9 protein-coding genes are annotated in these 14,759 nt (G+C 59.3%); 7 read left to right on the top strand and 2 right to left on the bottom strand.

From position 1 onward, the window contains the following. From LG204_RS12010 to LG204_RS12000, 3 genes are all read left to right on the top strand, one after another. Entirely contained in the window at positions 1 to 1,197 is a 1,197-nt protein-coding gene (locus tag LG204_RS12010) for a GGDEF domain-containing protein (protein WP_230337493.1), read from the top strand. 4 nt (positions 1,198 to 1,201) lie between these two features. Then, complete coding sequence (locus tag LG204_RS12005; protein WP_230337492.1) at positions 1,202 to 1,678, top strand: MEKHLA domain-containing protein; 477 nt, start codon at positions 1,202 to 1,204, stop codon at positions 1,676 to 1,678. 159 nt (positions 1,679 to 1,837) lie between these two features. After that, positions 1,838 to 2,998, top strand: coding sequence for a diguanylate cyclase domain-containing protein (locus LG204_RS12000; RefSeq protein ID WP_230337491.1), 1,161 nt, complete (start codon positions 1,838 to 1,840; stop codon positions 2,996 to 2,998). 27 nt (positions 2,999 to 3,025) lie between these two features. Here LG204_RS12000 and ylqF read toward each other — a convergent pair whose 3' ends face one another. Next, positions 3,026 to 3,982 carry a ribosome biogenesis GTPase YlqF gene (gene ylqF / locus LG204_RS11995; protein WP_230337490.1) on the bottom strand — a complete coding sequence of 319 codons (957 nt, stop codon included), beginning with the start codon at positions 3,980 to 3,982 and terminating at the stop codon, positions 3,026 to 3,028. Between the two features lie 161 nt (positions 3,983 to 4,143). On the opposite strand from ylqF, the gene LG204_RS11990 reads away from it, so the two are divergent. After that, positions 4,144 to 4,974, top strand: coding sequence for a class I SAM-dependent methyltransferase (locus LG204_RS11990; protein ID WP_230337489.1), 831 nt, complete (start codon positions 4,144 to 4,146; stop codon positions 4,972 to 4,974). Here LG204_RS11990 and LG204_RS11985 read toward each other — a convergent pair. Further along, positions 4,971 to 5,900 (bottom strand): YihY/virulence factor BrkB family protein, encoded by a 930-nt coding sequence (locus tag LG204_RS11985; RefSeq protein WP_230337488.1) that lies wholly within the window; start codon positions 5,898 to 5,900, stop codon positions 4,971 to 4,973. The genes LG204_RS11990 and LG204_RS11985 overlap by 4 nt on opposite strands. Positions 5,901 to 6,052: 152 nt before the next feature. Here LG204_RS11985 and LG204_RS11980 point away from each other — a divergent pair, with 152 nt between their 5' ends. The 3 genes from LG204_RS11980 (at position 6,053) to pbpC (ending at position 14,705) form a co-directional block, all read left to right on the top strand. Next, positions 6,053 to 6,478, top strand: a complete 426-nt coding sequence (locus LG204_RS11980; RefSeq protein WP_230337487.1) for a hypothetical protein — start codon at positions 6,053 to 6,055, stop codon at positions 6,476 to 6,478. A 112-nt stretch (positions 6,479 to 6,590) separates the two neighbouring features. Then, on the top strand, positions 6,591 to 12,311 hold the full coding sequence (locus LG204_RS11975; protein WP_230337486.1) for an alpha-2-macroglobulin family protein: 5,721 nt from the start codon (positions 6,591 to 6,593) through the stop codon (positions 12,309 to 12,311). Positions 12,312 to 12,335: 24 nt separating this feature from the next. Continuing rightward, complete coding sequence (gene pbpC / locus LG204_RS11970; protein WP_230337485.1) at positions 12,336 to 14,705, top strand: penicillin-binding protein 1C; 2,370 nt, start codon at positions 12,336 to 12,338, stop codon at positions 14,703 to 14,705. Positions 14,706 to 14,759 lie beyond the last annotated feature (54 nt).

Below are 14,759 nucleotides of genomic sequence, written 5' to 3'. Positions count from 1 at the left end.
ATGTTAGGCCTGGATTTCAAGACCATGGTTGTCATGGCCACCTTGCTGACATTCTGCATGTCGGCGCTGCTTATTTTCATGCGTTTTCATGGTATCCGAGGTCCCGAATACTGGGCTACTGGCAATCTCTTCATCAGTTTTTCCATGCTGTTCGTGGTGTTCCACTATGAAGATGTTGAGCATTGGGTTTCCCTGATCCTGTCGCTGATGGTGTTCGGCCAATCGATACGCCTGCTGGGGATACGACGTTACATCGGGCACAAGGTCCGCTATTACTTTCCGTTTCTGACCGTCGGCGGCCTGTTGCTGGTGAATGTATTTACGCTGGCTATCCTCAAGAATCAGCCGCTCACCGTGTTTGTTAATTCCATGGGCATCGCCTGTCTGCATATCGGCTCGGCATGGTTGCTCAACCAGTTTTCCATCAAGCCTGAGCGTGCTTCGGCCGAGCGTACGGCATGCCAGGTCACGGCGTTCATTTTCTCCAGCATGGCGCTCCTGATGATCTACCGTGCCATTACCGCTCTTTTTTCCCATGGCGCTATCCTCGATCATCCCATGGGCTGGTATCCCAACGTGCTGACCTTGCTGGTCGGCAGCATGTTGCAGATGTTTGTGACCTTTGGCCTGGTGATGATGGTGAGCTATCGCAAATCCGCCGAGCTTGAGCAGTACGCCCATTACGACGTACTCACGGGGATACTGAACCGGCGCGGACTGGAAGAGGCCGCCCGTCGCCTGTCCAGCTTTGGGCGCCGCAACGATAGTGGCCTGGTCATGCTGCTGCTGGATATCGATCTCTTCAAGCATATCAATGATCGCTGGGGCCATCCGGTGGGGGATGAAGTATTACGCCAGCTGACTCAGCAAATCAAAACCCTTACTCGGCAGGAAGATATCCTGGCCCGCTATGGTGGCGAGGAATTTTGCCTGCTATTGCCTGCTAAAACCGAGCAGGAGGGAATTCAGTGCGCCGAACGTATCAGGCAGTCGGTCGAAGCGCTGCGCATCGCGCACGGGGATAACACCCTCCAGTTCACTGTGAGTGTGGGCATTACCTGCGCCAAGCTGGCGGGATATGATTTCCGCAGCTTGCTGGCCTCTGCCGATGCTGCTCTGTATGCCGCCAAAAAAGCCGGGCGTAACCAGGGGGTGTCGTACTCCAGTTTGTCAGGGCTTAATCTGCAGGCAGCGTGACCGGATGTCAGTCTTGATTAACACGCCATTTACTCTCGCCCAAAGCCGCTTGCTGTGTGCCAGCTATCAGCAGTTGACGGGCAAGCCGTTAATAAATGATTCGCAGGCCCAGCAGGCGGATGAGATGTTATTGGCTGAATCACTATATCGTGCAGAAGTGGCGATACTTTCGCACGATACGGCAGCCGATCCGGTATTCAACTATGCCAATCTGCAAGCCCAGGCCTTGTTTGGCTATGACTGGGAAAGCTTTGTCCGTCTGCCTTCCAGGTTATCGGCAGAGCCTCTGTTGCGCGATGCGCGTGCAGCCCTGTTGGCGCGCGTTGCGCGCGATGGGTTTGTTGATGATTATTCCGGGGTTCGTATTGCACGCGACGGCCGACGCTTCATGATTACCCGTGCAACCGTATGGAATTTGCATGACGATGCCGGGGGGTATCAAGGGCAGGCAGCTTGCATACACGACTGGTATCTGCTTTAGCATGCCTGTCGGCATCAAGTTTATAGAGGATGCAGCCGATATTAATGCAATATCAGATCATCATGTATCCAACCTTATGATGTGAATGTCATTATTTTCCCGTGGAGTAGCAGTCAGTGACACGCAGCAGAGCAAACCATAACGGCAGACATATTCAACGTGCTCGATTATAAAAAACAGATTATTCGGCCCTTTATCCTGGCGTCAGTGCTGCTCAGTGCAGCCTTGGCCGCATTGCTGTTTGCTGCCATCCATCTGGTACATATTTCGCGGATGGCCGAACAGACCGACGTGCTGCGTATCGAGGCAATCAAGCTGCATAAGGCGATTGTCCAGGTTGAAACCGGGCAGCGTGGCTACCTGCTTACACAGAATGTGCGCTTTCTGGAGCATTACCGTAAGGGCAAGGCGGATATCAAGCGCATCACCAATACGCTGAATCAGCAAATGACCGGGCTGCCCGACATCAAGCATCGCTTTGATGAAGTCAGCCGCATGGTCGAGATCAAGCTCCGGGTGACGGAAGCGTCTATCCAGACGGAAATCAATGAAGGGGCGTATGCGCCGCACCTCAACTCGGCCAAGATCGGCGTCAACATCATGGAAAGAATAGACGCCCAGCTTGAGGATATTGATGTCCTGTTACAGCACCGTAAATCCGAGTTGAGTGATGATTCGCGGCGCGCCCTCAAGCAGACCATGGGGGGTGCAGCCTTGCTGTTGCTGATAGTGATCGGCCTGTTTACCGGGGCCTATTACAAGACAGTCAAGCTGTTTGAAATTGCCGCCACATCGCAAACCACCGCGGAAGAGATGAGCCACGATGCCTATCATGATTCGCTGACTGGCTTGCCCAATCGCCGCTATTTTGAAAGCTATTTCCGGCGCCAGATTTTTCTTTCCAAACGCAGTGGCCAGCCATTTTCGCTGTTCTATCTTGATCTTGATGGCTTCAAGGAAATCAACGACAAGCATGGGCACGATGGCGGCGACCTTGCACTGAAGTTTGCCACCGAGCGTTTCAGGAATGCCCTGCGTGAGTCTGATTTTATCGCCCGGCTGGGCGGCGACGAGTTTGTCGTGCTGGTGCACAACTACCGTTCGGTCAGTGAAATAGGCGGCCTGGGCAATCGCATCATTCGCTACATCAACCAGCCATTCACGATTGATGGCCAGCACCAGTTGCTGGGCGTCAGCATTGGTATCAGCTGTTATCCCATGGACGGTCAGGAGGCGGATGAGTTGCTGGATGCCGCAGACCGTGCCATGTACCAGGCCAAGAAAAACGGCAAGAACCGGCTGGTGTTTGCCCAGAGTTGAGCGCGGGACCCACCTGCCGATCAGGACTTAATGTTCTGGACTGTCGTTCCCGGCTTGTTCGTCTTGTTGCAAACGCAGGGCCTTGGCTTGCGCAGCTTCTTCCGCGGCATCTTCTATTGCCTGCTTTGCCGCCTGCATCATGTGCTGACGGGTGTCTGGCGTTTCCAGGCTGATACGGCCCAAGGCACCTGAACGGTAGTCCACCAGGAAGGCCATGGCGGTTTTTTCCATGTCAAACTCGCCACCCTTCAAGCGGTAAGCCCGGCGCTTGGCCACAGCTTCCAGCACATCCACCGCATCCATGCCGCTGACATCGATCTTGTAGCGGGCGTTGAGCAGGGTGGGGTAGCGTTCCAGCAACAATCCAGCCAAAAACACCGCCACATCCTCATCAATCACCGCATTGCGGCCGATGGCATGGCTGGCAGCCAGCATGTAGCCGTCAGACTCATACTGAATCTTGGGCCACATCATGCCGGGCGTATCGGTGATGCTCATCTGGTCATTCAGGTCAAACCGCTGCTGGCTTTTGGTCACGGCAGGCTCGTCGCCTACCTTGGCAATGCGGCGATTGAGCAGGGCATTCATTAGCGTGGATTTGCCGACGTTGGGGATGCCCATGATCATCATGCGCAAGGGCTTGAGGTTAGTGCCGCGATGCGGCGCGAGGGCTTTGCACAGCCCTGGAATCTTGCCGGCGTCACCCGGTTTTTTACAGGAGAGCGCCACGGCTTTTACGCCAGGCTGCTTGTTGAAGTAATTGAGCCAGGCCTGGGTGACGGCAGGGTCGGCCAGGTCGGCCTTGTTGAGAATCTTGAGATTGGGCCGCTGCCTGAACAGGCGCAGCTCTTCAATCATGGGGTTATGGCTGGCTTCCGGCACCCGTGCATCCAGCACCTCGATCACGATATCGATATGCTCCATGGTCTCGGCTGCTTTTTTCTTTGCCGAGGTCATATGTCCGGGAAACCACTGTATTGCCATTATTTAAAACCACCGATGTACATGAGATGCGCTGAGCTGGGGTAAGCGCTGAATAAGGAAAGTGCTGCAATTCCCGTATTTTATCATTGAGTTGGCCTTTCCCGGCTTTTTATCACCCGGAGGCCTCAGGCCTTCATCTGCGACGGTGGTAAAATGCCGCCATGACGCTCATCCCCGAAATTCACCCTAATCAATCCATCGCCCTGCTCAAGGAGCTGCACATCCTGACGCGCGACGGCAAGCTCAACCAGGACACGCGCCGCAAGCTGAAGCAGGTGTATCACCTCTACCAGTTCATTGAGCCTTTGCTGCAGGAGGTCATGCAGGGCAATCCTTCGCCCATGCTGGTGGACCACGGGGCGGGCAAATCCTATCTGGGGTTTATTCTTTACGATCTCTTCATGAAGCAGCAGGCGGCCGGGCAGGTCGTGGGGGTGGAGACCCGCGCCGAGCTGGTGGATAAGTCGCGCCAGCTGGCATCGGAGCTGGGATTTGAGCGCATGCAGTTCCATCATTTGTCGGTGGAAGAAGCCATGCAGTCTGCGGCCTTGCCTGCCAAGGTCGAAATCGTGACGGCGCTGCATGCCTGCAATACCGCCACGGATGATGCCATACAGTTCGGCTTGCAAAAGCAGGCGCAATTCATGGTGCTAGTGCCGTGCTGTCAGGCCGAAGTGGCGGAAGTGCTGCGCAAGCGAAAGAACGAGTCCTTCGGCAAAACGCCGCTATCAGAAATCTGGCGCCACCCGATTCATACCCGCGAATTTGGCAGCCAGATCACCAATGTGCTGCGCTGCCTGCAGCTCGAAGCGCATGGCTATCAGGTAACGGTGACCGAGCTGGTTGGCTGGGAGCATTCCATGAAAAACGAGCTAATCATCGCTCGTTATAAAAACAATCCACGACGCAATGCGCGCGAGCGGCTGCAGCAGATTCTACAGGAGCTTAATCTGGAAGATTTGCGCCCCCGCTTCATGCCGGCTGAAGTTTAGGGCGTGCTGGTTTGCTCTTTCAGGCTGCCGTAGGTGAGGGCAAATTGCCGGGTAACCTCGGCGCCGAAAAAGAAGATCTGCGCGGAGTAATAAATCCACAGTAACAACGCGATCAGCGAACCCGCGGCGCCAAAGCTGGATGAAATTCCGCTGCGGCTCAAATACATGCCTATCAGCAATTTACCCAGGCCAAACAGCAGCGCCGTCAGCACGGCTCCCACCACCACATCCGACCACGACAGCCGCACATCCGGCAGCATCTTGTAGACCACGGCAAACATGGCGGTGATCACCGCAAACGACAGCAGGGCAGACAGGTATTTGAAAATCGCCATGTGCTTCAGCAGGAAATCCAGATAGCCCCCCAGGAAATAGTTGGCGTAATGCTCGATGAGCCCCAGCCCGGCGCTCGCCAGCAATGAGCTCATCAGCAATGCCGAGAGGATGATGATCAGGCCGAACGAGGTCAGGCGCGTGATCAGCAGTTGCTTGAATGCGCGTTTATTGCTGACGACGGCTTTCTCCACTTCCCAGATTTCATCCAGGCTGGCCTTAAGCTCGGCAAATACCGTGGTAGCACCGATGAAAATCAACAATGCCGCGACCACCGAGGCAATGATGCCCGACGTGTGATTGCTGGAGGCTGCTAGCAGCGAGCTGATCACGCGGGCGCCGCTTTCACCGACCAGCATGGCAAGCTCGTCGATGACATGGCCCTGGGCGGCTTGTTCTCCCAGAAAATAACCCGTCACGGCAATCACCAGCACCAGGATGGGGGTCAGCGAAAAAATCGTATAAAACGCCAGGGCAGCCCCCTTGCTGGTGGCGCGGTGGGCAAACCAGGCGACAACGGCGCTGGTGAAAAGCTGGCGCATGCAATTGAGATAGCGCAGGGCGGAGGCGACAGGTTTAAAGGCAGAATGCAAAGAGGACTCCCGTTTTTTGCTACAGATTATTCATGCAGGTAGAGGTATGATAATTCGATAATGCCCAGGCCAGTGAGTTCCAGTGCGTTCATTGTCGCCGCGGCCAGCCATTACCATCACTATCACGCATTGCCATTATGAAGGGGAGCTTTATGCCGCGCTTTACGTTGGGTTGTCTGACTATCCTGATCGCGTTGTTGCCACTGCAGGCGCAAGCAAAATTTACCGGCGAGGATTTCAGTGGAGTTTATCAATGCACCGGGCAGGATGCGCACGAAGGTGCTTATACCGGCACCGTGACCATGACCCTCAAGCCCGAGCACAGCCGTGCGCCTTATGCCAGTTATGATTTCAAGCTCGAAGTACCGGATTACGGTACTTACCTCGGTCACGCTGCCGCGAATGGACGCCATGTCGCCATGCATTTTGGCCTGCAGGACCCGACCACACATGACTATGGCACGGGGATTGCCGTCATAAAAAAAACCAAGGCAGGCAAATGGCGCTTTCACAAATTCTATTTCGAGCCGGAATTCAAGGGTGGCAACACCGGGCTTGAAGACTGCGTGATCAGGTAACGCCGCGGCAATGCCCATTAATCTCGTTTGATCATTCACCAGATTTACCTTAACCCTGTGCAATAACGGCTTGTTATTGCCGTATTGTATTTATGCCGGGAGAGCACTGCTCATGCTGAAATTTTCCTCCATGTTCGTTCTGCTCAGTGGCTTGCTCATGCACGGGCTAGCCTCTGCCGCTGTTGAGGTGCGGGACTTTTCGCCGCAGGGCGAAGTGCGCAAGGTTAACCAGGCCACCGCGATTTTCAATGTAGACATGGTGAAGATGGGCGATGCGGAGGCGGCCGCTCCATTTGACATTGACTGCCCGGTGTCGGGAGAAGGGCGCTGGCAGGATAGCCGCACCTGGGTGTATCGCCTGAGCGGCAAGCTGGACGCCGGTGCCCAGTGCCAGTTCACCCCGCGTCGCGATCTCAAGTCGCTGGATGGCGAGGCATACACCGGGACGACACCGTTTCGCTTTTTCATGGCTGGCCCGTGGTTGAAGCATGTGCTGCCGGAGTCTTACAACCCAATTGAAGAAGATCAGGTGTTCATCGTCGAGACGCCGTTTGCCATCAAGCCGCAAAGCGTGGAGCAGCATGCCTGGTGCGCACCGGAAGGCGTGAGCGAGCGCATTCCCGTGCGGGTATTGTCTGCCGCGCAGCTGAAGACGGCGCTCCAAACATTGCAACTGGGCGTGTCGTCAAACGCGCTGGGCCTGCGTTGCCAACGTCCCCTGGCGCCGGGTAGCCGCATGCAGTTGGTGTGGGATGCCGGCATTGAAAGCATGGCGGGCGGCAAGTCCACGCAACGCGAGTCGGTCACCTACCAGGTGCGGCCGGTGTTTCGTGCCGAGCTGAGTTGCACGCGCGAAAAGCCGAGCGCGCCATGCTCGCCTTTGTCCGATATCGAGCTGCGCTTCAGTGAATCCTTGAGCCTGGCACAGCTGGAGAAGATACGGCTGGACGGCGCTGGCAAATCGCAAGCGCCAATGGAGATCAGCCCGGCACGTGCCAAGGCACTCAATGCCCAGCGCCCCGGCGCGGCGGCTTCATACCGCGTGGCAGACCAGGATCAGCTCAGCAGCGCGCTGTTCAAAGGCCCATTCAAGCCAGATGCGGCCTATCAGTTGATCCTGCCCAAGAATCTGCGCGATGCCAGTGGCCGCACGCTCAGCAATGCCAGCAGCTTTCCGCTCAGGTTGCGCACGGCGCCACTGCCGCCGTTGGCCAAATTTGCCGCCAACTTTGGCGTGCTGGAGCTGAAAGAGGGCGGCGTCCTGCCCGTCACCATCCGCAATATGGAAAGTCGTATCGGCATGCGTGTGCTGCGCCAGCAGGACCCGGAGCAGGTGCTGTCGCTGATGGCGGATCTCAACCGCTTTGAACGCCAGACCCGTCAGGTGGACAGGCCAACACCGCGCATGCAGCAGCGCAGCCTGGATGGCGATACGGTGGAAGAGTTTCGTCCTTATGTAGATGTGCTGTATCCACGCGAGCTGTCATTCCTGCAGGGGCGCCCGGATAGCCAGCCCGAGCGTGCCATGCCCAGACCAGCGAATGGCAAGGCGTTTGAAGTCGTGGGTATTCCGCTGCAAAAGCCGGGCTTTTACGTGGTGGAGATTCGTAGCCAGGTGCTGGGTAATGCGCTGCTGAGCGAGGCCAAGCCCATGTATGTCCGCAGCCAGGCGCTGGTGACGGACATGGCAGTGCACCTCAAGACTGGTCGAGACAACAGCCTGGTCTGGGTGACTTCACTCTCAAGTGGCAAGCCGGTGGCGGGCGCCGACGTTACCCTGCACGATTGCCAGGGTCACCGCTTCTGGCAGGGGAAAACCGATGCACAAGGCATCGCCAGCTACCCCGAGGCCCTGCCGGAGCAGCGCAAATGCCCCGGCAACTGGGTGTACTTTGCCACTGCCAAATTGGGCGAGGACTTTTCCTTTGTGCAGTCAGACTGGGATCGTGGCATAGAGCCATGGCGCTTCAATGTGCGCACCTGGGCCCCGCAGCAAGGCCTCAAAATGCAGACCATCCTCGACCGCACCATGCTGCGCGCGGGCGAAACGGTATCGATGAAGCATATTGCCCGTGATGAGGATTTCCGTGGCTTCCGCTATCCGCAAGAGGCATTGCCTGACAGCGTGACCCTGGAGCTGATTGGTGGCGACTACTCGGTAGATATTCCGCTGGAATGGGATACTCGCGGCAATGCCATCACGCAATGGCAGATTCCGCAGGATGCCCCCATGGGCAGCTATGGCATCAAGATGGCCGGGCAATGGGATTATGTTGCGCAGTTTCGTGTGTCCGAATTCCGCCTGCCTGCCTACAAGGGCAGCGTGCAATCCGAAAAAATGCGTTATGCCGGCGCCAGTGCCATTCCGGTGCGGCTATCGCTCAATTACCTGAGTGGCGGTGCGGCCAGCGGCCAACAGGTGCAGGTATCTGCCATGCTGCGCTCAGGGCAGTACAGCTTTGCAGCGTATCCGGACTTCAATTTTGGTGCGCAGGTGCGCGGCGAGCCGCTACAGAAACTGATGCTGGACCGGCAAGCGGTCAAACTGGACCGCCTCGGCAACGGTCGCCTGCAAGTGCCTGTGAGTGGCGTGGGCAACGCCGCCGGGCAGCCACTGCAATTGCAGACGGAAATGACCTTTACTGATCCCAATGGCGAGATACAGACGCTGGCGGGCAGTACCGATATCTGGCCAGCCAGTCTGGCGCTGGGCCTGCAGGTAAAGGATTGGGCGGGCATGCAAGCCAGGCGCAAGGTGCAGGCCGTGGTGCTGGATACCGCAGGCAAGCCAAAAGCCGGCGTCAAGGTCACCTTGCAGGGCGAGCGCAAGTGGGATTTTGTGCATCGCAAGCGCATTCTCGGCGGCTTTTATAGCTACGAAACCGAGCAGGGCAGCGAAGACCTTGGCATGCTATGCCAAGGTGTGACTGATGCTCAGGGCCTGGTGCAATGCCAGGTGGATATCAAGGGCAGCGGGCAGATTGCCCTGACGGCGCGCGGTGTGGATGATGCCGGGCGGCCCATGGTGGCCGAGAGCGGCTTCTGGGTGAGCGATGCCGCCGATATCTGGTATGCGCAGGGCGATCAGGACCGCATGGAAGTGATCCCCGAAAAACGCAAATACAAGGTCGGGGAAACCGCCCGGTTGCAGGTGCATACCCCATTCCATCAGGCCACGGCGCTGATCGCCGTCGAGCGCGAAGGCATTATCAAGACCATGGTGCGTCCGCTATACCGGCGCAACGCCGTGGTGGAGATTCCGATTGAAGACAGCTGGGGGCCGAATGTGTATGTCTCGGTGCTGGCGGTGCGCGGGCGCCTGACCGAGGTGCCGTGGTACAGCTTCTTCCAGTGGGGCTGGCATAGCCCGGTGGACTGGTGGCAGGCCTGGCGCGATGGCATGCCACAGCCCACGGCGCTGGTTGATCTCGGCAAGCCTGCCTTCAAGTTCGGCCTGACCCATATCGCGGTGGGGACGGATGGTGCCCGCCTCAAGGTGGAGGTGCAGACTGACAGGCAGGAATATCGCCCACGCGACATGGTCACCGCCAAGATCAAGGTGCGGCTGCCCAATGGCAAACCGGCGCCCGCTGGCGCCGAGGTGGCGCTGGTGGCAGTGGACAGGGCCTTGCTGGAGTTATCTCCCAATAGCAGCTGGAACCTGCTCGACAACATGATGGACGAGCGGGCCTACCTCATCAACACCGCTAGCGCGCAGATGCAGGTGGTCGGCAAACGGCACTATGGCAAGAAGGCGCTGCCTGCAGGCGGCGGTGGCGGCAAGTTCGCTACGCGCGAGCTGTTCAACACGCTGTTGTACTGGAACCCGCGCGTCAAGCTGGATAATCAGGGCATGGCGACGGTGCGTTTCCGCGTCAATGATGCGCTGACGGCATTCAAGGTAGTGGCGATTGCCGATGTGGACCAGGGCTATTTTGGCACCGGGCAGGCGGAAATCGTCAGCCGGCAGGCCATGCAGCTGACCTCCGGCCTGCCGCCCATGGTGCGTGAAGGCGATCGTTATCAGGCCATCATCACGCTGCGCAACACCACTGCCAAGCCGGTGTCGCTGAAACTCAATGCGCGCACCGAGCAAAAGCCATGGACATCGCAAGCGGTGATGCTGGCTGCCGGGGCCGCTCAGGAGCTGCGCTGGCCGGTGGAGGTGCCGGATAACAGCACCTCGCAGCGCTGGACCATAGAAGCGCTGGATGATCAGGGCAAGCTGCTGGACAGGCTGGAGATTCCGCAGAAGGTATTGCCGCGCGTGCCGGTCACCGTGCAGCAGGCCAGCTTCATGCAGCTGGAGCAGGCCTTGAATCTACCGACGACCTTGCCTGCCGGGGCCATCCCCGGCAAGGGCGGGCTGCAGCTCAAGCTCAGTGCCAGCCTCGGGCAGCAGACCGCAGGCATCGAGCGCTACTTCAATGCTTATCCCTTCAGCTGCCTGGAGCAGCAGACCTCGATAGCCACTGGCCTCATGGACGCCACGCGCTGGCAAACCATCGCCAAACAGCTGGCGGGCTATCAGGATGCGCAGGGCTATCTGGCGTATTTCCCCGGCATGCCATACGGCAGCGATGCGCTCACGGCCTATGTGCTGACCATGGCGTATGAAAATGGTGTGACCTTGCCGCCCTCGGTGGAGCAGGGCATGCGCACGGCATTGCTGGATTTTGTCGAGGGGCGCAGCCAGCCGCATGGCTGGTATGGCGGCAATAATCGTTACCTGAACGAGCGTCGGCTGTCGGCGCTGGCGGCCCTGTCGTATACCGGCAGTGTGCATGGCCGTTCGCTCGATGCGTTTGAGTTCAAGCCCATCCAGATGCCGACAACCAGTCTGATCGACTGGTATGCCATCTTGCGCCACGTGCCGGATGCCAGCCAGCGCGATGAGCGCCTGCAGCAGGTGTCGCGCGAGTTGCGCAACCGCCTGCAGAACGTGGGTGGCCGCCTGAGCTTTGACGGCGAAGAGAATGACCAGTGGTGGTGGGCCATGGTGGATGGCGAAGTGAATGCCACGCGCCTTACCGCCTTGCTGATGGATGATCCGGCTTGGAAGGCCGATATGCCTGCCATGCTGCGCGGTGCGCTCATGCGCCAGCAGAAGGGCCACTGGCATACCACGCTGTCCAATGCCTGGGGCCGTCTGGGCTTGCATAAATTCAGCCAGCAGTTTGAGTCCGAGCCGGTAAGCGGGCTGACCGAAGCCACGCTGGGCGCGCAGCAAAAACGTTACGACTGGCCCGCCCAGTCCGCGACTACCGGCCCAGATGCCACGGCGGCCAGCCTGTTCCTGCCATGGGCGTCTTCACCGACCACGCCTCTGCAAGTGACCCATACTGGCACCGGCAAACCCTGGCTCAATCTGCTGGTGACGGCGGCTATCCCCGATAAACCGGCCAGCAATGGCTACCGCATCCAGCGTCGGGTGACGGCGATTGAGCAGAAGGTGCCGGGGCAGTGGAGTCGTGGCGACCTGATGCGCATCCGGGTGGATGTCGACAGCCAGCATGACCTCAGCTGGGTGGTACTGACCGATCCGATCCCGGCAGGCGCCAGCATTCTGGGCAATACCGCCCGGGATTCGCGCATTGCCCAGGCCGGTGAAAACCAGGCCAATGAAGATACCCTGGCACCGAGCTACACCGAGCGCGGACTGGCGTTTTTCCGGGCGTATTACGCGTTCGCACCTCAGGGGCACTTCTGGTACGAATACACCGTGCGGCTCAATAACCCCGGCACGTTCAGCCTGCCGCCGACGCGGGTAGAGGCCATGTATGCGCCCGAGGTGTTTGGTCAGCTGCCCAATGCCAGGCTGGATGTGCGCTAGGGCCGCAGGACATTGGCCGCGACGATGCAAAACCTGACCGGGCAAAAGACGAAGCCGCAGCGACAGACCCGCCAGCGGGTACTGCTTGCCACGCTAGGCTTGCTGCTTGGCCTGCTGCCGGGCATGGCGGCGGCCGTGCCCGGCTATGCTGAAGTCAAGGCGCAATACCGGGCCTCCGATGCCTGGCTGCTGGCGCGCGATGGGCAGGTGTTGCAGCAATTGCGGCTGGATCATCAGGTGCGCCGTTTGCAGTGGACACCGCTGGAAGCCATGTCGCCCGCCTTGCTGCAAGCGCTGCTGTATTCCGAAGACCAGCGCTTTTACCAGCATGCGGGCATAGATTGGCTGGCGGTGGCTTCGGCCAGCTGGCGCAATCTGTGGGATAGCCGCACGCGCGGCGCCAGCACCATCACCATGCAGCTGGCTGGCCTGCTGGAGCAGGATGCCGTGCATGGCCGCCGCAGCCTGGTGCAAAAGCTCGGGCAATCGGCCGATGCCCTGCAGCTGGACCATGCCTGGAAAAAATCCGACATTCTCGAAGCCTATCTCAACCTGGTGCCGTTTCGTGGCGAGCTGCAAGGCGTTGCCGCCATGAGCCAGGGCCTGTTTGGCAAGGGCCCCGAGGCGCTGGATGCGCGGGAAGCCGCCGTTGCCGTCGTGCTGCTGCGCGCGCCCAATGCCAAACCGGCCCGCGTGGCCGAGCGTGCCTGCCAGCTTCTAAAGCAGATGCAGCAGGCGCGTGCGTGTGCTGATCTGGAAGGCTTTGCCAGCCTCAAACTGGTGGCGCCATTCGAGCCTGCCATGCCCAACCTGGCGCCGCATCTGGCGCGGCAATTATTGCAGCAGCCCGGGCAGCGCCTGCGCAGCACGCTGGACGTGCGCTTGCAGCAATACGCTGCCCGGCAATTGCGCGCCAACCTGCTGCAACTGGAAAACCAGAATGTGCAGGATGGCGCGGTACTGGTGCTGGATAATCGCACAGGGGAAGTGCTGGCCTGGGTGGGTTCCAGCGATACCTTGTCGAGCGCGCCCGCGGTGGATGGCGTGCTGGCGCAACGCCAGGCGGGCTCTACCCTCAAGCCGTTTTTGTATGCCACGGCGCTGGATATGCGGGCGCTGACCGCCGCCTCGCTGCTGGACGATAGCCCGGTGCGCATACGTACCGGCAATGGCGATTACATTCCGCAGAATTACGACAAGCAGTTCATGGGCCCGGTCAGCCTGCGCACGGCACTTGGCAGCTCGCTGAATGTGCCTGCCGTGCGCAGCCTGCTGCATATCACGCCGGATCGCTTTTTTGCGCGCCTGCAGCAATTGCGTTTCAGCACGCTGACGGAATCGGTGGACTATTACGGCTACAGCCTGGCGCTGGGCGCGGCCGATGTGCGCCTGCTCGATCTCACCAATGCCTATCGGGCGCTGGCCAATCAGGGCCGTTACAGTGGGGTGCGCATGCAATGGGCCAAATCCGCCAGCAAAGGCAACGCGCATAAGCCCATGCAAGTGTTTTCGCCCGCCGCGAGTTATGTGGTGAGTGACATCCTGGCCGATAACAATGCCCGTGCGCATACCTTCGGCATGGATTCGGCGCTGGCGACGCGCTACTGGAGCGCAGTGAAAACCGGCACCAGCAAGGACATGCGCGATAACTGGTGCGTGGGCTACACGGCGCGTTACACGGTGGGCGTGTGGGTGGGCAACGCCAATGGCGCGCCCATGCATGATGTGTCAGGCGTGAGCGGCGCGGCGCCGGTCTGGCGTGCCGTGATGGATTATCTGCACACCCATCCCGATGGCCGCTTGCTGGCGCCGGTCGTGCGCCCGCTGCCAGCTGGACTGCTGCAGCAACAGGTGCGCTTTCAGCCTGCAATTGAGCCGCCCCGGCAGGAATTCTTTCTGAAAGGCACCGAGCTTGCGCTGGTGCGGGCGAGCAATGATGGGGATGACGTGCGCCCGAGTATGTCGGGCCAGAACAAGCAGCGCGGGTATGCCCAGGCGGATAATCAACTGGTGAGCATTGCATACCCCGCCCAGGGCTCGATTATCGCGCTCGACCCTGAAATACCGCCCGCGCTGCAGCGGGTGGTGTTCAAGGCAAGCCCGGCCTTGCCTGCAGGCTGGCATTGGCGGCTGGATGGCAAACGGGTGGCACCGGTCAAGATGCCATCGCCGCGCCCCTTGCCGGGGATCAATACTCAAGCTGCCAACACACAGGCCGCCAATACACCGGTAGCAGACCTGCGCTACGCCTGGTTCCCCATGCCCGGCCGCCATGTGCTGAGCCTGCACGATGCCAGCGGCAAGTTGCGTGAGTCGGCACGCTTTGAAGTGCGGGGCGCCATGCTGCGCGAGGCCATGCCAAGTCCGAAAGCGAAACCTGCGCGGCGATCTTGAGCGGCCGGGTAGCGGGCGTGCATGTTAAAATCGCGCCAACCTATGAACACCGCC

The sequence above is a fragment of the Methylovorus menthalis genome (genome assembly GCF_020523625.1).
Lineage (GTDB): Bacteria > Pseudomonadota > Gammaproteobacteria > Burkholderiales > Methylophilaceae > Methylovorus > Methylovorus menthalis.
This window is presented reverse-complemented; position numbering and strand designations above follow the sequence as displayed.

Excerpts from the sequence above, each read along its gene's own strand:
- LG204_RS11980 (WP_230337487.1), top strand. The coding sequence starts at position 6,053 with ATGCCGCGCTTTACGTTGGGTTGTCTGACTATCCTGATCGCGTTGTTG.
- LG204_RS12005 (WP_230337492.1), top strand. The coding sequence starts at position 1,202 with ATGTCAGTCTTGATTAACACGCCATTTACTCTCGCCCAAAGCCGCTTG.
- pbpC (WP_230337485.1), top strand. The coding sequence starts at position 12,336 with ATGCAAAACCTGACCGGGCAAAAGACGAAGCCGCAGCGACAGACCCGC.
- LG204_RS11975 (WP_230337486.1), top strand. The coding sequence starts at position 6,591 with ATGCTGAAATTTTCCTCCATGTTCGTTCTGCTCAGTGGCTTGCTCATG.
- LG204_RS11990 (WP_230337489.1), top strand. The coding sequence starts at position 4,144 with ATGACGCTCATCCCCGAAATTCACCCTAATCAATCCATCGCCCTGCTC.
- LG204_RS12010 (WP_230337493.1), top strand. The coding sequence starts at position 1 with ATGTTAGGCCTGGATTTCAAGACCATGGTTGTCATGGCCACCTTGCTG.
- ylqF (WP_230337490.1), bottom strand. The coding sequence starts at position 3,982 with ATGGCAATACAGTGGTTTCCCGGACATATGACCTCGGCAAAGAAAAAA.